Below are 18,699 nucleotides of genomic sequence, written 5' to 3' on the forward strand. Positions count from 1 at the left end.
TCGTCACAACTAAAATATTTCCCTTTAAAAAATATCAATTTTTTTCTACTTTTTCTTTGTTTGGTGACCATTTTGTCAATATTATTCGTCTAATGACGGCAATATTTTGGAACAACCTGACACCAAACGCAAAAACTGCTGCTAAATACAAGTCTACACCAAGATGAACACCGAGAAAAGCTAAACTTGCTGCTAGTATTATATTAAAAAAGAATCCAGAAACAAATACCTTATCATCATAAATATTCTGCAGGTAAGCCCTAATTCCCCCGAAAAGCGTATCAAGGGCTGCTAAGACTGCAATTGATAAATAATTGGAATATTCTTCAGGGATTCGAATTTCCGTTAATAAACCGAGAATGATGCCAATAATTAGTCCCACAAACGGAAGCCACATTAGGAACCGCCCCCTTCTTTAATCGGCTCCATGTATTTAATACGAATTGGATTTTCATAGGCAGGAATAGTCACGACTGGATTCGCCTCAGAAACGGTAAGTCTCAAGCTTTCAGTAAAGAATTCATCCCTGGCCTTTGATACTTTCATCCGGTTAGACAATTTTTCAGCAGTATTAATCGTATCAACGCCGACTTTAACTTCTATCGGCAAATTCTTGAGTGTATGCCCGTCAATTTTAGTTTCCCGATTAATATCCCTTATTACAGTGGTATTAATAATTCTTTGACCATCAATCGCCAGATATTTTGCTTCATACATGTTCAATTCGTTCAGCAGCCTTTTTAGGAGTTCGGGTGAAACGACCGTTGTAACAGGAGCGCCTAGCTTGATATCCTCAATTACAGGTTCAATTTTCAGTGTAATCCCAGGTCCTGAAATTTCCGTCAGCCCCGCTTCCATTTTTAATTCTTGTAATGTATCCCGTAATACCTGTTCCTTACTCTGTTTCCTTTCAGATTCATAGGCTGATATTTTTTCTTCATTAGAACGAATCTCCCCCAATAAATTGGACTGAAGTTCTTTTTCTTTCAGTAAGGCCGCGCGTAGCTGCCAGACATCGCGGGTATCCCGCTCATCCGGTTTCTTCACTGTTTGAAATTGAATCGCAATCATAAAACCGACTACTGCAGCAATTAAGGTAAAACTAACATTCATTTTGGGCTTGTCCATTATTTTTACCTAACCTTTAAATTAATCTTAAAGTGGACTTTTAATCAACTTCCTAAAATTGGATTCATAATCATTTCATTTACTTTTTCAAGTGTAAAAACTAGGTTATCATTAACTAGCTGGTCCTTTACTCCTCCAGTCAAGTTTATCGAGGAGGCAAGTACATCAGAATCCCCGATTGCTGTAATGACAAACGGAGCTGGATACTGAATCCCATCAACGGTAATGACTGGCCCATTACATACAATATAAGAATGGCTCGTCAGCCTTTGGCCATTTATCGCAACAGCTGCTGCACCAGAAATATAAAGTTCATTTACTACTTTAAATACATGGTGTTCATGGACAAGATAATTATTAATATTCACTTCTTTTGGGTCATAGTCACCATCGGAAAGAGTAATTTTTACTCCCTTCCCTTTTACCATTACTTTGCCTAGAAACATCCGATATTTTTCAGTATCTTCAGCCTGGTTAAGAAAAACTTGGGCTTCCTTTGCTAGGTCTTTTTCATTTTTAAGTACCTTATCTTGCTTTTGATGTAATTCTTTTTGAAGCTTACGATTCGTCTCTTCTTGGGCAATCAATTGATTTCTTAAGACAAGCGTCTTTTCATATTGTTTACCTGACCTATCGAGATTTTCATTTTGCTTCTCAATTTGGGTCAGATGATAGGAAAAGGCAATCATAAACCCAAGTACAAGACAGACAAGGGACAAGATAAAATGTTTACCCTTCACCTTGATCTTTTTCAACTTCTTTTCCCTCCACTTCCGGTTCAAAAGCCTTAAAATATGAACCTACTTCCAGATCGATGAGTCCCTTTTTGTTAGGATCTAATTGGCTGATGATTGAGGGATAATGTACCATCTTTTCCGAAAAACTTCTTAATGTCGCACTTATCTCAAAGCCATCATTCATAAATAAGGAAATATGATATAGATCGGTTTTTTTCGGAGAATAATAAATTTCGGAAATGGAGTTTAAAATTTCACTTGGAAGATTTTCTAACTCTTTCATCATTTTGTTAAGGGCTGCCCCTTCTTTAAATTCCAAAAGAATCGGAGAATTAACAGGAATTTTTTCCGCTTGTCTATCCTTCAGGATTTTACCATTTTCCATTACTGGAAAGTAGTTTGTATCTTGCTTAAGATAGGCTATTCTTTTATACTCTTTTACTTGAATTAGAACCGTGTTTGGCCATTGAATGTTTACATCGGCTTTCTTAATTTCGGATAATTGCTGTAATTTCGAAGCAATAGTGTTATTCCTAACTTTCCAAATATTTGTGTTTTTCGAAAGGCCGCTCTTCTTGATTATTTCTCCATGAGAATAGACTTCATTCCCTTTTATTGTAATGGTCTTAACATGACTAAAAGGTGATTGTGTATAGGCAATGACGACAATCACTGTAAAAAACAAAATTAACAAGAGCACTAGACGTCTGTTTGCTTTCCGCCTTCTTTGCTCCTTAAGCTTAGGAATACGATCCTCAAGAGCAACAATTTTACCTTTTTCCATTCGTGATTCCTCCACATAAAGCGGCTGCCCTAAATTACAACATCGGCTTGTCCTAAAAAAATCGATGTGGTTACCATGAAATGAGAAACAACGGCACGAGAAATCATGCCGTCATTCATAATCTTCAGGCTTTCCACCTATTATATTATCAGTTATTATAACACAATTTTTGTCATTCGTAAGGGATTTCTTACAAGAAAAGTAAGTTTATTTGAGAGCTGTCTAGCTCCAGCGCCTAGCCCCTCGAGGTCACAAGCCAATCCGTCCAAAAGGTTAAAAAACAACCTTTCGGCCGGCTCGTCTTGTGCTATGCCTGAGGCTGAGCAAGGCGCTTCCGCTTTTCTTATTTTCTACCGATTATTTCTACCTCGGTCTCCATTTTTATTTCATATAAACTGTAAATGGTATCCTTTACATGCTCAATTAAGGCAAGTACATCTCCAGCAGTAGCGTTACCGGCATTGACAATAAAATTCCCATGCATTTCTGAAATCTTTGCGCCGCCAATACTGAAGCCCTTTAATCCGGCGACCTCAATTAAGTTACCGGCATAATTAGGCAGGGGATTTCGAAAAATACTGCCAGCACAAGGAAAATTCCACGGCTGTGTTTCTTTTCGATAATCCTTGTTCTTTAGCATTTGTGAAACAATTGCTGCTCGATCACCTTGTGCAAGCTGAAAAACAGCTTCGACGACAATTCCTGGACGTTTCTTCTGGAGGACAGAGGTACGATAAGAAAATTCCATTTCTGCAGACGAAAGCCACTCCATCGTCCCATCATCAAAAAGAATACGTGCCCTAGTTAGAATTTTGCTAATATCTGAACCATGTGCACCGGCGTTCATATAAACAGCCCCGCCGACAGACCCTGGGATACCGCTGGCAAACTCAAGTCCTGTCAGCCCCTTTTTGCTAATTAAAGTCGATAGGCTGACGAGAGAATGACCACCGCCGACTGTAATTTCGGTGTCATTAATTTCAAGATGGTCCAAACCGGAACCGAGCTTAATCACAGCCCCTTCAATCCCTTTGTCAGAGACTAAAAGATTGGACCCTCTGCCAATTGCCCGCCACTTTAAGCGGTTTTTTCTAATCACACCCATTACATGATTTAAGTTTTCTACTGACGAAGGTTCAATAAGCAGGTCGGCTGGACCGCCAATTTTAATTGTCGTATGTTGGGCAAGAGATTCATTTTTCTTTACCTTCCCAATATTTAAAGCCTGTAATTCCGTTATAATTCCGTCCATATTAACCACCTAACTTTCCAATATACACTTAACTTTAGTTTATGCACCAAAATCGATTTGGGCTACTTTTGTTTTTCTTTAACAAGCTGTCTCATTAATGCGTAAAGCTTCTCTGCTGAATCTGGAACTCCGATTTTTTTCGCCTTTACTCTCATCTCTTTTACAATTTCATTATTTAAAAGAATTTGATCAATGGAGTTGACCAGACTTTTACTATTTAAATCTTTTTCTAAAAGTAATTCTGCCGCACCATGGTTACTTAAGGATCGAGCGTTCTTCTCTTGATGATTATTGGTAACATACGGACTCGGGACAAGAACGCTTGGAATGCCAAGTGAGGTTATTTCTGCCAGTGTTGTTGCGCCAGCTCTTGAGACAACCAAATCAATACCGGCAAGAACCTCGGGCATATTATGAATAAACGGTTTTATCACGACATTTTTCGGACTTCCAATTAACTCTGCTTCCTTTTTGACGGCTTCATAATGAACATCGCCAGTAATATAGAGAACTTGATAAGGCTTTTCTGCCAATTCTGATAATGCCTTAACTACCGCTTCATTGATTGGCCTGGCACCACGGCTGCCTCCAAAGATTAGGACAGCAGGCATGGTTGTACTAAGTCCTGCTGACAGCCGGCCTTTTATCCCATCCTTGCCAATTACCTCAGATGCCCGTGGATTCCCAGTAAATACGACCTTATCTCCTGGAAAATAATTTTTAGCCTCTTCGAAGCATATCGCAATTTTATTCACATATCGGCTCAGGAATTTATTTGTCAGGCCGGGTACACTATTTTGTTCATGAATAATGGTTGGAATTCGCAGTTTAGCGGCCGCATATACCACAGGTCCGCACACATATCCGCCAGTTCCAATGACAATGTCAGGCTTAAACTCTTTTAATATTCTTTTGCTATCTGTTACACCTTTCAGAAATCGAAAAATCGTTTTTACATTTTCAAAGGACAGCTTTCTCTTGAATCCAGTAATATGAATCGATTTAAATGAGATATTCTCCCTAGGAACGAGTTTACTTTCTAAGCCATTTATTGTACCTATGTATAGAAATTCTGCATCTTTGTTCTCTTTTTGAATTTCCCTAATTAGTGCGAGTGCCGGATAAATATGTCCGCCAGTCCCGCCGCCGCTTACGACTATTTTCATTTTTCCACCTCATTAACTATTTAACACCTGATTGCATACCTATCTTACTATAAAAACAGAGTAAAAAAAGCAAATGAAAAAAGATTGTTATCTAAATGTAACGAAAAAAGAACCCTGCCAGAGAACAGGGTATCATTTTTAATATCTTGAATACCGGCTAATGTTAAGGAGGACACCGATAGCCATTAGCATTAAGGTCAATGATGAGCCCCCATAGCTTAAAAATGGCAGTGTTATGCCGGTTACCGGCATAAGCCCTGTTACGACACCGATATTAATCATAACCTGAATGGCTACCATGGCGATAATCCCAACCGCAAGAAAGCTTCCATATAAATCTGGTGCGCCAAGAGCAATCCGGATACCGCGCCATAATAATAGCGCAAATAAGAGTAAAATGAACGAACCGCCAATAAATCCTAATTCTTCAGAGAGGATTGCGAAGATAAAATCTGTTTGTGGTTCAGGCAGATAAAAAAACTTTTGTCTGCTTTGACCAAGGCCAAGTCCAAATAATCCACCAGGGCCGATTGCGTAAAGCGATTGAATGATTTGAAATCCACTCACGAGTGGGTCTGACCAAGGATCTAAAAATGAGGTAATTCTCTTTATTCGATATGGAGCGGAAGCTATTAAGCCGATAAAGCCAGCAACTCCCAGAAGCCCTAAGAAAGCAAAGTGACTAATGCGTGCACCTGCGATGAAAATCATGACCACACATGTACCCATCATAACGGTTCCTGTGCCTAAATCCGGTTGGAGCATGATCATGGCAAAGGCTAAAAATGCAAGCCCTAAAGAAGGGATGAGACCTTTTTTAAACGAGGTAATCAGCTTTTGCCGTTCAGAGAGAAATTTTGCCAAAAAAGCAATCATCGCCAGCTTCATAAATTCTGAAGGCTGAATCGAAAAAGCCCCAACCCCAATCCAGCTCCTTGACCCATTCCGCTCATTTCCTATTCCAGGAATTAAGACGAGGATTAACAGCACAAAACAAACAATAATGATTGTTTTCGACCAGGTTCTCCATGTCCAGTAGTTGATATTCATAATAAAAAACATGGCAGCAATTCCGACTCCGGCAAACAAGGTCTGCCTTTTTGCAAAGAAAAAGGAATCATGAAATTTATATTCAGCCCAAATCGCACTTGCGCTGTAAACCATGATTAACCCGATCGCCAGCAGCGTGAAGGTTACGATCATTAAAATAAAATCAGGAGTAGTTCTCTTTGTCGGCACACTATCCACCTCAACTGCGAGTATTGGGGCTTAGCAGGACCACAGATGTGGATACTAGGTGAGACAAGCCCTTACTTAAGCTTATGCACCGCTTCGATAAAAATGTCTCCCCTGACTTCAAAAGTTTTATATTGATCCCAGCTTGCGCAGGCAGGAGATAATAAAACGATGTCCCCTGGTTCAGAGTGACGATAAGCCTCGGGCACCGCCTTGTCAACATTATCGACACGCTTGATTGTTTTTATTCCAGCCTTGCTTCCAATCCGCTCAATCTTTGGAGCCGTCTCTCCAAATGTAATCAATGCTTTAACATTTTTTAAATAAGGAAGCAGTTCATCAAATTCATTGCCGCGGTCAAGTCCGCCTGCGAGTAAAATAATTGGCGCCTCAAAAGCGGCAAGAGCATTGATGGCTGCTAAAATATTCGTGGCCTTTGAGTCGTTATAAAATTTTCTGCCATTCACTGCAGTAACATATTGCAAACGATGTTTAACACCCGTAAAGGCTTGCAGCACTTCTTGAATCGCACTATTTTCTACACCGGAAAGCTTGGCGGCTGCCATAGCGGATAAAATGTTTTCGAGATTATGTACGCCAGGCAAAGCTATTTTTTCAATCTCCATTATTTGCTCATCATTAAAACAAATCCAGCCATTGCTAATGAACGCACCTTCAGACAGCTGTTTCTTTGTAGAAAAGGGAATTATCTTCGCTTTGGAATGGCGGGCAATTTCAAGTGTTTCTTCCTGATCGGCATTTATGATTAAATATTCCAGTTCCGTTTGCGTTTTCGTAATATTCGACTTTGCCGCCATGTATTCTCTTCTAGTTCCATGGTAATCCAAATGTGCATCATAAAGGTTTGTGATAATGGCAATTCTAGGTTTAAAGGTGTCAATTCCCATTAGCTGAAACGACGATAATTCAATCACAATCGTATTTTCCTTCGTCGCCTTTTGTGCTACACCTGATGCCACTGTTCCAATGTTTCCAGCAATTAACGGCTGTTTGTTTCCTTGGTTCAACATTTCAAAAATAAGTGTTGTTGTTGTTGTTTTTCCATTTGTCCCTGTAATCGCGATAAAAGGAGCTTCTGATATTTGATAAGCAAGCTCTACTTCCGTAATAACAGGAATTTCCTTTTCAATCGCACCGGCAATCATTGGGTTATTATAAGGAATGCCGGGATTTTTTACAATAAGCTCAAAGCCCTCATCCAATAGCTCAATCGGATGGTCTCCACAAATCACTTTAATTCCTTGCTCTAATAATCCCTGTGCCTCAGGATTTTCCGAGAAAGGTTTTTTATCATTAACGGTAACAAATGCCCCAAGTTTATGTAAAAGAGCAGCAGCGGTTACCCCACTTTTTGCCAGCCCAAGAACAAGGATTTTCTTATGACGATACAAATCAATCTGCTTCACTTACAACCACACCTCAATATAGATTCCTAGTACTGCCAATATGATTCCTACGCTCCAGAAGGTAACGACAACTCGCCATTCCGACCAGCCGACCAATTCGTAGTGATGATGCAAAGGGCTCATTCGGAAAATTCGCTTACCCGTCGTCTTAAAAGATGCGACCTGGAGGATAACCGATAACGTTTCGATAACAAATACTCCACCAATAATAATTAGCAAAAGTTCAAGTTTGGTTAATATCGCGATACCTGCGATGGCGCCGCCAAGGGCAAGTGATCCTGTATCCCCCATGAACACCTTAGCAGGATGGGCGTTAAATACCAAGAAACCCAAGACTGCCCCAACCACAGCTACCGAGAAAATAGCAATTTCAAAGTTGTTTTGATTCCAAGCCAGAACGGCAAATGCACCGAATGCGATGGCTGCGGTGCCAGACACCAGGCCGTCAAGACCATCTGTCAGATTGACTGCATTTGAAAAACCAACCAGCCAGAAAATGATTAAAAATACATAGGACCAGCCAAGATCAAACGAGTAATCACCAAACGGAAGTTTGATTTCGGTTGATTGTCCGGTATGTTTATAGATTAGATAAAAAATAATCGATATAATAATTTGACCTAAAAGCTTTTGCTTTGATGTTAACCCTAAATTTCGTTTTAAGACTACTTTGATAAAATCATCCAAGAAACCAAGCAAACCGAAACCAAATGTAACAAACAGCAGTAAAAACACGGTAACTGGTATTTGATCTGAGTATTTCCCAATCATGACAAGTGTCGTAATAATGATTGAAAATAAAATCATTACCCCGCCCATTGTTGGGGTTCCTGATTTTTTTTGATGTGATTTAGGACCTTCTTCCCGAATGCTTTGTCCAAATTTCAATCTTCTTAAGAAGGGAATAAAAATCGGAGAAAGTAAGACCGATATAAGAAAGCCCATAATAATTGTGAAAAAAATAACTTGCTCCTTCATTTTATCCCCTCCTCTCCTTATTTAGTGCCATTTTATTTGTTAGTTTTTCTAATATCACAGCTATATCATATGTTTGTTTATTTTTATTAAGAAGTTTTTTATTTGAAAATTTAAAGTTAGTTATCTCCATTTTACTATTCATTTCTCCATCTAATTTTTCATTATATATTTTTATTAGCTCTTTTATTGCTTCCGCTGAATCATTGGTAAAGAAAACCGGAAAATGGTTTGGTGTATATTGCGGCAGCTTTTCATCATCATCCCAAATGGCTGCGATGGCTCCATTTGCAATGGCTTCCGAAAGTTCCCCTGATTCCTTGTTTAATCGGACAAATAAACCCTTGGGCTGCGAAAAACTTGCTTTGTCTGTAATCGTATTAAACGAAAAGTCGTCGTTCATTCCTCGTTGATGATTGAACAAGACAGCTATGTCTTTACTAGATAAATACATCCCTATCTCACCTCGATTGCTTCCCTTGCCACCAGCCGGTCATCAAAGTCATGAACAACATTGCCTATTATTTGATAGGTTTCATGTCCTTTTCCGGCAATTAAAATAACGTCCCCTGCTGATGCCTGACTGACAGCTGTTTTAATTGCCTCTTTACGGTCAGGAATGACTTGGTAGGCTTCACCTTCTACTCCTGCTTCCATATCCTTTAGGATTGCTAGCGGTTCTTCACTTCTTGGGTTATCCGAGGTGAAAATTGGATCGGTTGAAAGCTCGCAGGCAATCTGTGCCATCAAAGGCCGTTTCGTTTTATCTCGGTCGCCGCCGCAGCCTACGACCACGAAAACCCTTTTCTTCGCAAAATGCTGAATTGTGTTTAACACATTTTCCAGGCTATCTGGTGTATGGGCATAATCAACAATTACCGTATATTCTTGGCCGGCGTTCACAAGCTCAAACCTTCCAGCTACCCCTTCCATACTCTCAATGGATGCGATAATGTCGTTGATTCCAATCCCGGAAACTAATGCGGCCGCAAAACTTGCTAAAACATTATAAACACTGAATTTCCCAAGAAACTGTATGTTGATTGGATAGCTGGCATCTTCAATCAAAATTTCAAATTTAGTCCCTTTAGGAGTCATTTGAATATTTTTTGCTTGAATATCCGCCTTTTCATCAATTCCATATGTAATAACATTTGCCGCCGTTGACCTTGTTAACATTTCTGAAGCAGGGTCATCAGCATTTATGATAGCATATTTAGGTTTACCATTATCAAAGGTATTGCCAAGTTGGGCAAATAATAAGCTCTTGGCCCGCTGATATTCCGCCATTGTTTTATGGTAATCAAGATGATCCTGCGTTAGGTTAGTAAATACCGCCACATCATAATCACATCTATGGACTCTACCTTGGTCGAGAGCGTGAGAGGAAACCTCCATGACTGCTAAACTGACGCCGGCTCCCACCATTTCCCGAAACGTCTTTTGCAGTGTCAGGCTCTCTGGTGTTGTGTTTTTGGTCTCCAATGTCTTGTCAGCAATTTTCGTATACATCGTACCAATCAGGCCTGTTTTTTCTCCTGCATCCGCAAATATTTTTTCAATTAAATGACTGGTAGTCGTTTTTCCGTTTGTACCGGTGATGCCGATTAACTGCAGTTTTCTCGTTGGCTGCTCGTAAAAGGTATCAGCGAGCACTGCCATTGCTCTTGTTGTATCCTTAACAACAAAAACAGGCACTTCTAAAGATAACGGGCGCTCTGCAAGTATCGCGGCAGCCCCTTTTTCAACTGCAGATTCCGCAAAATCGTGGCCGTCCACGGTGTAGCCTTTAATACAAATAAATAAGCTCCCTTTTTGCACCTTCCGATTATCATTTTCAATCGATGTAATAACCGGGTTTTCGCCCGTAAAAGGAACAATTGGATGCAAAGACTTAAGTAGCTCTTGCAGCTTCATTTTAACTCAAATCCTCTCATGACCTTACATTCATTCTTGCTAATCATTACCTAAAGGAACTCCTAGCAAAAGTTCCATCTTATTTTACATTAAATCTTTTTATTTTGCTATTTAGTTATGCAGGATAAATAAAAAAATCGGCGGCGGAATCGATTCCAGCCGCCCTTTCAATGACTTACATCTAATTCAGGTTAATCGCCTTTACCGAAATAAAGCCAAATCTTAGAACCTTCTTTTACTTTGGTACCAGCTTCAGGCGATTGCCGCACAACAATATCCCCTTCACCGCTGGCATCAATTCTTAGATTAATAATTTGTTCTTGGAGCTCTTCTTTCGATAATCCCTCGAAATCAGGCAGCTTAATTAAAGGAGAATCCGGCCATTTTATTTTCTTTTCAATTTGCTCTTTTCTCGGTTCTATCCCCATCGCAGTTAGACTATCTTTCATTATATTGCCAACGATTGGCGCACTAATTGTACCCCCGAAGGCAGTAACTCCTTTAGGATTGTCAACCGCAACATAGACAACAATTTGCGGGTCATCCGCAGGAGCAAATCCAATAAAAGAAACGATGAAGTTATTTTCTAAATATCGCCCGCCCTGTGCTTTTTGTGCTGTTCCTGTCTTTCCGCCCACCCGATAGCCGTCAACAAACGCCCTTCCACCTGTTCCTTGAGCAACAACACTTTCGAGGGCATGTCTGATTTCTTTGGACGTTTCCTCCGTAATGACTCTTCTTTTTTCAACGGGAGAATTTCGCATGACAACTTCTTTTGTCAGCGGATCGATTAATTCTTTGGCAATAAACGGCTTGTATAATATTCCGCCATTTACGGCTGCAGCTACTGCTGTTACTTGCTGAATCGGCGTGACAGATACACCTTGTCCAAACGCTGTGGTTGCTTGTTCAACAGGACCAACCCGGTTTAAATTAAATAAAATCCCGGTTCCTTCCCCCTGCAAATCAATTCCAGTCTTCTGTCCAAATCCAAAATCCTTAATATATTTAAATAGCTTGTCTTTTCCTAAACGCTCACCTAATGCAACGAACCCCGGGTTACAGGAGTTTTGGACTACTTCCAAAAAGGTTTGATCGCCATGACCGCCCCTTTTCCAGCATTTTAACCTTGCTCCGGCTATCTGAACGGAACCTGAGTCATGAAAATGCTCCTTTTCTAGATCCACTTTCCCTTCATTAAGCGCGGCCGCTAGGGTAATGATTTTAAACGTTGACCCTGGCTCATAAGTGGACCAGACAGGCAGGTTTCGATTATAAACCTCTTGGGGAACATTTCGGAAATTTGCTGGATCAAATGTCGGTCTGCTTGACATCCCTAATATTTCACCGTTGTTTGGGTTCATTGCAATTGCGACAATTCCATCTGGATTATATTTTGCCTGGGCTATGTCCAGTTCTCTTTCAATAACGGTCTGAATCTTGGAATCAATCGTCAGTTTCAAATTAAGGCCGTTAATTGGATGTTCATAATCGTCAGCCATATCATTCATTCTTTCACCTTTAGCATTGGCGTAAAATTTAACAGCCCCGCGTTCACCACTTAACTCTTTATCATAGTACTTCTCGAGTCCCATTAAACCTTGGTTGTCGACACCTGCAAATCCAAGGACATGGGAAAGATAACTCCCCATTGGATAATGCCGCTTAGAGTCTTCACCTATATAGACCCCTTCAAGACCGAGTGCTCTGATTTCTTTTGCTTTTTCATGAGAAATTTTTCTGCCTTCCTTTATCCGGACGGACGATGCTTTTTTCGTTATTTCTCGATAGGCTTTGTCTTTTGGCATATTTAACACAGCTGCCAGCTTTTCAGCAGTGGCTGCCGGGTCTTTTACCTGCCTTGGAATAACATAAACGGTCGGCGCACTAACATTCGTTGCCAATGCTACACCGTTCCGGTCGACAATTTCACCGCGCTCAGGTTCAAAGGGGATGTTCCGGCTCCAAGAACCCTTGGCCCGATCCGTTAACATATCACCCAGGACAAATTGTACATAGCCAAGCCGGACATCAATAACCAAGAAGGTTAATATACCAATGAATAGTGCAATCATTAGCCGTTTACGGACAGTAACATTAGATACACGCATATAATGAATGATTCTCCTTTCTCAGCATTCACTTAACATTATCGTTCATTTATATGCTTGTACTTTTTTAATTAGAACGGAGCCTCAAGGTCAAGACATGCAAATATCCCGCTTTATTAAGCGGGATCTACGGTTAATCTTGGACCTTATCTTCCGAGTTTTCCTCTGTCTTTCCTTGTTCATCTTTGTTTGCTTTCTTTGCTTCTTCCCACTGTTCTTCAGGAGTTTTTAAATCTACAATCAGGATATCCCCGTCACGTAATACTGCTTTTGGTTTTAGATTTTGCTGGACAACATATCCTTTCCCCTTGGGATTGAGCTTAAGCCCGGCGAGATTAGCTATTTTCATCACATCACGGAGTGACCATCCTGTCATATCAGGTGCTATTAAATCACCATCGGTTTGAATGATGACCTTTTCACCCTCTAAGACAGCTGTCCCAGCCTCTGGAAGCTGCCCGGTTATTTTTGTACCGCTGCCAAGCACCACGGTATCATAGCCGCTTGCATTAAGACTTTTGACCGTTTCCTCCACTGACTGACCCTTTAGCTTTGGTAATTTATTAACGGCTGCTTTTACTACTGTGGATGGCTGGATATTTAAATAATGCAGGCTGTTTTGCATAACGGGATTAAAAATCGCTGAAACGGGAATCGCTCCTTGACCCGTTTCCTCCCCTTTCAGCTCTGGTTCTTGAACCGCAACATAAACAATTAACTTAGGGTTATCCTTCGGGGCCATTCCTAAAAAGGAAAACATATAACTATTCGGACCTTGTAAGTATCTTCCACCTGATCCAGGAATATTAGCAGTCCCCGTTTTACCTGCTACACTGTAACCGTCAATTTTGTAACGGCCGCCAGTGCCTTTAGGAGACGTCACAACCGTTTCAAGAATATCCCGAACCTTGCGGGCAGTTGCAGCAGAAATAGGTGTCGAAACGACTTCCGGTGTTACTTCCTTAATTGTTTTACCAGTATCATGATTAACAATTTTTTCGACTACATGCGGCTTTAACATCTTCCCATCATTCGCAATCGCTGTTGCCGCCTGGATTTGCTGAATCGCCGTAATGGCCGTTCCCTGTCCATAGGCAGTAGTGATTTTTTCAATCGGATACGTGTATTGAATTTTTCCTGATGTTTCTCCTGGAAGTTCAATCCCTGTCGGTTTATCAAAGCCGAATTTGGATAAATACTCTCTAAATTTATCAAACCCTAACTTCTCCTTGGCAATTTTGGCAAATGCGACATTGGAAGAACGCTGTACACCTTCAAGATAGGTGATTGATCCCCACCCTGAACCATTATGGTCATGAATGGCTTGGTCTTTTGGTGTCACCTGATAGGAACCGGAAGGGTACTTTTCATTTAGATCAAACTTGTTTTCCTGGATGGCGGCTGCAAGGGTAAAGATTTTCATCGTCGAACCTGGTTCAAACGAGGTTTCAATCGCTTCATTATACCAGCTTTTATCAATACCTTCTTTTGTCTTCGGATGAAACGTCGGCCGCTGCCCCATCGCTAATATTTGCCCTGTTTTTGGATCCGCCACAATCGCAATTATTTTTTTCGGTTTATATTGCTTTACTGCTTGATCCATGGCGTCTTCCAAAAAGGTTTGAATCTTCTTATCTAGTGTTAAATAAATATCATTTCCATTTTGGGCTGGAGTAATCTTTTCTTCTCCATCGGGAAGTAAATAGCCCCACAAATCACTCTCATAATTGATTTTGCCATTTTTCCCTGTCAGTTCATCATCCATCTGTTTTTCGATTCCCATGCTTACTGTTTTATAGGTACCATCATCCTGCTTTAAACTTTCTTTATACCCCACTAAATGGGAAGCAAAAATTCCATTTGGATAGAAACGTTTTGAATCTCGGATAAACGTAATTCCAGGAAGCCCTAAGGCTTCAATTTTTTTCTTTGTTTGATGGCTGATATCTTTCCCCGCTTTGCCTAACTCAACCTGAAATCTGCCTTTTTTGATCCCTGCCGTTAAAATTCTATAAATCTCTGATTCATCCATGTCAATGACTTGTGAGAGTTGTTTCGCTGTCTTGCTTGGATCTTTCACATGTTTTGGTTTTTTGGAATTCGTCGTCATTTTCTTATCAAGAATGGCAATAAGGGTATAAGCGGCTGCATCCTCAGCGACAATCTCACCATTTCGGTCAAGGATGTCTCCCCTGGCAGCTTGAATCATTCCTTCCTTGCTGTATTTCTGCTGCGCTTTAGCAGTAAGCGGTTGACCGCCTACTTCTCCAGTGATTTGAATCGAATAGAATCTGTATAGTAATACAAAAAAGAGCAGGCCGAATATTACAAACAATATCGCTGCTCCCACATTCATATATGGCTGTTTCTTGTTCATTTCTCCAGCACGACCTTGACGTTATCATGATTTAATTCAAGACCCATTTTTTTAGCCTTATCGCGAATCCGTTCGTATGTGCTCATCTCACGTACCTGAACCTGCAAATCACTATTTACCTTCTGCTGTTCATTTACCTGTGACTCGACTGTTTGAATATCAGTGTTAACCTTGTAAATTTTTGCTTGATTTGAAATGAGCTGGACAGAGCCAAAACAAACCAAACCGGCAAATGCAATCCCAATAATTTTTTCTCCTGGAGTGAGCCAGGATTTTTTAATCTTTATTTGACTCTGTTTTTCGACTTTGTGTTCGACTTTCTGTTGTCGTTCTAAATTCCTGGCAAGATTACTCAAACATTTCCCCTCCGGATTTTTTTATTTGTTTTTTTCTGCAACTCGCAATTTAGCTGATCGAGCACGATTATTTGCCTCTAATTCTTCTTCCGACGGGACAATTGGTTTTCGAGATATTAACTTTAAAAGCGGTTTATACTCATCCGGAATGGTTGGTAAACCACGAAGCAAATTAGGGGTTTCACTCGCCTTTTTAAAGGCAGCCTTACAAATTCGATCCTCTAATGAGTGAAAAGTAATCACACTTATTCGACCTTCTGGATTTAACAAATCTATTGCTTGATTTAATGATTGTTCAAACACAGCTAATTCATCATTGACTGCAATTCTGACCGCTTGAAAAATTCGTTTGGCGGGATGTCCGCCCTTTCTCCTCGCAGGTGCAGGGATTGCATCCTTAATAATTTCAACTAATTCAGCTGTTGTTTGAATCGGTTTTTTCTCTCTGGCAGCTTCTATCTTGCGGGTAATTTGCTTAGAGAACTTCTCCTCGCCGTAGCGGAAAAAGATTCGTACTAAATCCTCATATGACCAATGATTAATGACATCATAAGCAGAAATCTCTGCTTCATTGTCCATTCTCATATCGAGTGGTGCATCGTGATGGTAGCTAAAGCCTCTTTCCGGTGTATCCAATTGCGGTGAGGACACGCCTAGGTCATAAAGAACACCATCAACTTTTTCAATCCCGCGATTCGCAAGTTCTTCTTGTAAATATAGGAAATTACTTTTAATAATAATTAAACGATCTCCGTATTCGGATAATCTCTCTTTAGCATGGGCTATAGCTGTTTCGTCCTGGTCAAATGCAAACAATTTTCCGTCCGTACCAAGCTTTGAAAGGATGAGAGCACTATGTCCGGCCCCTCCCAGCGTACAATCAACGTAAATACCATCTGACTTAATATTTAATCCGTCAACAGCTTCCTTTAATAACACAGTTGTATGTTCAAACATTTACGTACCTTCCTTTTCCAATCGAACGATCATAATGAGAAAATATATTAATATAACTTTCCCATTATATATCAAAGCCAATCATATTTTCTGCAATTTCCGTAAAAGATTCTTCTGACTGTGTAAAATAATCTTCCCAAATCTGTTTACTCCAAATTTCAATTCGATTGGAAACACCTAAAATGACACATTCTTTATCCAACTTTGCATATTGAAAAAGCGGTGCAGGGATATTAATTCTTCCTTGCTTATCAAGTTCACTCTCTGTTGCCCCTGAAAAGAAGAATCTGGTAAAAGCTCGGGCATCTTTTTTTGTCAGCGGAAGGCCTTTTAACTTCTCTTCAATAAGCCCCCACTCTGATACTGGGTAACCAAATAAACATTGATCCAATCCGCGCGTGATGATAAACATCTCGCCAAGCTCTTCGCGGAACTTGGAGGGCACGATAAGCCTGCCTTTATTATCAATGCTGTGATGGTATTCACCCATGAACATACCCATTACCCCCACTTTCTATTAAAAATGTACCACATTCCCCCACTTTCCACCACCTATTTTTAAACTATTCGCCCCGAATTGTTTAAAATCCTTTTAAAAAACAAAAAAACTTCACTTGTAAAGTGAAGTTTTTCTAAATGGCGATTACCTTATGGCGGCCATCAAAATCAAAAGAAAGCATCATTATCTCGTTAATAAAGTTAAGACCATATTGATTTAAATAGTAAAAAATATTCCAAACTCTTTCTTGCGGAAAGCCATCTGGCCTTAATGCAAGATCGACCCGGGCAAATTTCCTTAATTGGGTATTGTGTTTCAGTTTAACGGCGCCTTCAAGCTTGGCTTCCATGAAACTGATTTCCTTTAACAGGTAATTTTCGTTCTTCTTAAGCATCGGCACCAGTGCTTGGTTTAGCTCCTCTGTTTTGGCTTCAATCAGCTGATACTGCTTTAATAACAGGTCTTTTGTCCTTGAAAATAATTCTTCTAATTCTTTATCTTTGATTACTTCTAGAAACTTGGCTCTTTCTATTTCCGTTCCCCTGCTTAAAACATCCGCTAAATCCAAATTTAACTCCGAAATATCTGTTTCAACCGAACGGTCTAGGAAGGTAATATTCAAACGCGGGACAATTGGAGGCATACTTATTTTAAAATGTTCAAAAACAAGTTTCAGCTCCGCCCAGTACGAAATTTCCCCAGGACCTGCAATAAACGCAATGGTTGGAAAAAGCCATTCCTGCATTAGCGGCCTCGTCACCACATTATTGCTTAGTTTCGCTGGATTTTCAGCAGCCAGCCCCACTAACTCTTCCTTAGAAAAGGAGATAGCGCCACTTTTACCCACAAAACAATCTATTGTGCGATCATATTCAAGTAAAATTCGCTCATTTCTTTTTTCATCATAATAGAACAGGTTTGCCGCTTGCTCGCTTGCTTCAATTGTAAGGGGAAAACCCTTTTTACCTATTTGCTTTTGCTGCTCTAACAATGAGTATGTTATCGAATCATGATGAGTAATTTGCGCCGTTAAGAATTCCTTCTGTAACTGGCGGAATTCCTTGTTCCCGGAATCAACGATTAAAAGCCCATAATCCTTAAACAATTCCATGATAATATTAGCAAAAAAATCGACGAAGGTGGACGATTTTACAAGCTGAGCTTCAGCAAATGCTAATAATTCTTTCGTGTGTTCCGTCTCTCCAAAGTTTTCAATTAAATTTTTTACCCATGAATAACAAAGGTCTTTGTTTAAATGAATATCTGATACCATTTTCTTTTGGTAAACTTTTTCCGGATAGGTCCATTTGTCTGTTTTTTGCTCAACCGGCACAAACAAATGATTAACTTCTTGGAAATCATGATCTTCTCCCGCTATCCAAAAAACAGGAATAACAGGAATCCCAAGCTGACTTTCTTTTTGTATTGCCAATTTAATAATCGAAATAACTTTATGTATCGAGTAAAGCGGTCCAGTTAGGATTCCAGCTTGCTGTCCGCCTATCACAACGACGCTATTACTTTGTTTTAATTTATCTATAGACCTCTCAACAGCATCTGAAGAAGGAAAACGCTTCATAAAAGTCTCAATATGGGCAGCAACCTCCATGCGCGGAAACGGTCTACCAGCTAATTCAGCTATTCTTTTCATATCATCGTGTCGATCATTAAACCGATAATGAAAAAAAGGCTGAATATCAGCAGATTGTTCCAAATAACTTGACGCAAACCGATTGGCTGCTGGTAAAGAGAGATTTAAAATCTCCATTCATGTACT

The 18,699-nt window shown here is 40.0% G+C and carries 17 protein-coding genes; all 17 read right to left on the reverse strand.

Features of this window, described 5'->3' with window-relative positions:
- Positions 1-34 precede the first annotated feature (34 nt).
- The 17 genes from BANVL01_RS01075 to bshC all read right to left on the reverse strand — a co-directional run bounded on the left by BANVL01_RS01075 (position 35) and on the right by bshC (position 18,690).
- A complete protein-coding gene (locus BANVL01_RS01075) occupies positions 35-397 on the reverse strand; it encodes a small basic family protein (protein ID WP_066085114.1) in 363 nt (120 codons plus the stop codon).
- A complete protein-coding gene (locus tag BANVL01_RS01080; protein ID WP_066085113.1) occupies positions 397-1,128 on the reverse strand; it encodes a DUF881 domain-containing protein in 732 nt (243 codons plus the stop codon). The genes BANVL01_RS01075 and BANVL01_RS01080 overlap by 1 nt, the downstream gene beginning before the upstream one ends.
- Before the next feature lie 44 nt (positions 1,129-1,172).
- Positions 1,173-1,883: a DUF881 domain-containing protein gene (locus BANVL01_RS01085; protein WP_082804830.1), complete on the reverse strand. Its 711-nt coding sequence runs from the start codon at positions 1,881-1,883 to the stop codon at positions 1,173-1,175.
- Positions 1,858-2,649, reverse strand: a complete 792-nt coding sequence (locus BANVL01_RS01090; RefSeq protein WP_066085110.1) for a cell division protein FtsQ/DivIB — start codon at positions 2,647-2,649, stop codon at positions 1,858-1,860. Before BANVL01_RS01090 ends, BANVL01_RS01085 begins: the two co-directional genes overlap by 26 nt.
- 343 nt (positions 2,650-2,992) lie before the next feature.
- Entirely contained in the window at positions 2,993-3,901 is a 909-nt protein-coding gene (murB, locus tag BANVL01_RS01095; RefSeq protein WP_066085107.1) for a UDP-N-acetylmuramate dehydrogenase, read from the reverse strand.
- 62 nt (positions 3,902-3,963) lie between these two features.
- The gene (gene murG / locus BANVL01_RS01100; protein WP_066085104.1) at positions 3,964-5,067 is read right to left on the reverse strand and encodes an undecaprenyldiphospho-muramoylpentapeptide beta-N-acetylglucosaminyltransferase; all 1,104 of its coding nucleotides are present in this window, start codon (positions 5,065-5,067) and stop codon (positions 3,964-3,966) included.
- Positions 5,068-5,205: 138 nt separating this feature from the next.
- Positions 5,206-6,306 (reverse strand): stage V sporulation protein E, encoded by a 1,101-nt coding sequence (spoVE, locus tag BANVL01_RS01105; protein ID WP_066085103.1) that lies wholly within the window; start codon positions 6,304-6,306, stop codon positions 5,206-5,208.
- A 71-nt stretch (positions 6,307-6,377) separates the two neighbouring features.
- Positions 6,378-7,730, reverse strand: coding sequence for a UDP-N-acetylmuramoyl-L-alanine--D-glutamate ligase (murD, locus tag BANVL01_RS01110; protein ID WP_066085100.1), 1,353 nt, complete (start codon positions 7,728-7,730; stop codon positions 6,378-6,380).
- On the reverse strand, positions 7,731-8,708 hold the full coding sequence (mraY, locus tag BANVL01_RS01115; RefSeq protein ID WP_066085096.1) for a phospho-N-acetylmuramoyl-pentapeptide-transferase: 978 nt from the start codon (positions 8,706-8,708) through the stop codon (positions 7,731-7,733). It lies immediately after the preceding gene.
- 1 nt (position 8,709) lies between these two features.
- Entirely contained in the window at positions 8,710-9,159 is a 450-nt protein-coding gene (locus BANVL01_RS01120; RefSeq protein WP_066085093.1) for a hypothetical protein, read from the reverse strand.
- A 2-nt stretch (positions 9,160-9,161) separates the two neighbouring features.
- Entirely contained in the window at positions 9,162-10,622 is a 1,461-nt protein-coding gene (locus BANVL01_RS01125; protein WP_066085090.1) for a UDP-N-acetylmuramoyl-L-alanyl-D-glutamate--2,6-diaminopimelate ligase, read from the reverse strand.
- Positions 10,623-10,813: 191 nt separating this feature from the next.
- Positions 10,814-12,733, reverse strand: a complete 1,920-nt coding sequence (locus tag BANVL01_RS01130; protein ID WP_066085087.1) for a stage V sporulation protein D — start codon at positions 12,731-12,733, stop codon at positions 10,814-10,816.
- Between the two features lie 133 nt (positions 12,734-12,866).
- Complete coding sequence (locus tag BANVL01_RS01135) at positions 12,867-15,110, reverse strand: penicillin-binding protein (protein ID WP_066085085.1); 2,244 nt, start codon at positions 15,108-15,110, stop codon at positions 12,867-12,869.
- The gene (ftsL, locus tag BANVL01_RS01140) at positions 15,107-15,466 is read right to left on the reverse strand and encodes a cell division protein FtsL (protein ID WP_066085081.1); all 360 of its coding nucleotides are present in this window, start codon (positions 15,464-15,466) and stop codon (positions 15,107-15,109) included. Before ftsL ends, BANVL01_RS01135 begins: the two co-directional genes overlap by 4 nt.
- Before the next feature lie 21 nt (positions 15,467-15,487).
- Complete coding sequence (gene rsmH, locus BANVL01_RS01145; protein ID WP_066085078.1) at positions 15,488-16,423, reverse strand: 16S rRNA (cytosine(1402)-N(4))-methyltransferase RsmH; 936 nt, start codon at positions 16,421-16,423, stop codon at positions 15,488-15,490.
- Positions 16,424-16,487: 64 nt separating this feature from the next.
- The gene (gene mraZ / locus BANVL01_RS01150; protein WP_066085075.1) at positions 16,488-16,919 is read right to left on the reverse strand and encodes a division/cell wall cluster transcriptional repressor MraZ; all 432 of its coding nucleotides are present in this window, start codon (positions 16,917-16,919) and stop codon (positions 16,488-16,490) included.
- Between the two features lie 136 nt (positions 16,920-17,055).
- Positions 17,056-18,690, reverse strand: a complete 1,635-nt coding sequence (gene bshC, locus BANVL01_RS01155) for a bacillithiol biosynthesis cysteine-adding enzyme BshC (protein WP_066085070.1) — start codon at positions 18,688-18,690, stop codon at positions 17,056-17,058.
- Positions 18,691-18,699 lie beyond the last annotated feature (9 nt).

This window comes from Neobacillus novalis NBRC 102450 (assembly GCF_001591805.1).
Lineage (GTDB): Bacteria > Bacillota > Bacilli > Bacillales > Cytobacillaceae > Neobacillus > Neobacillus novalis.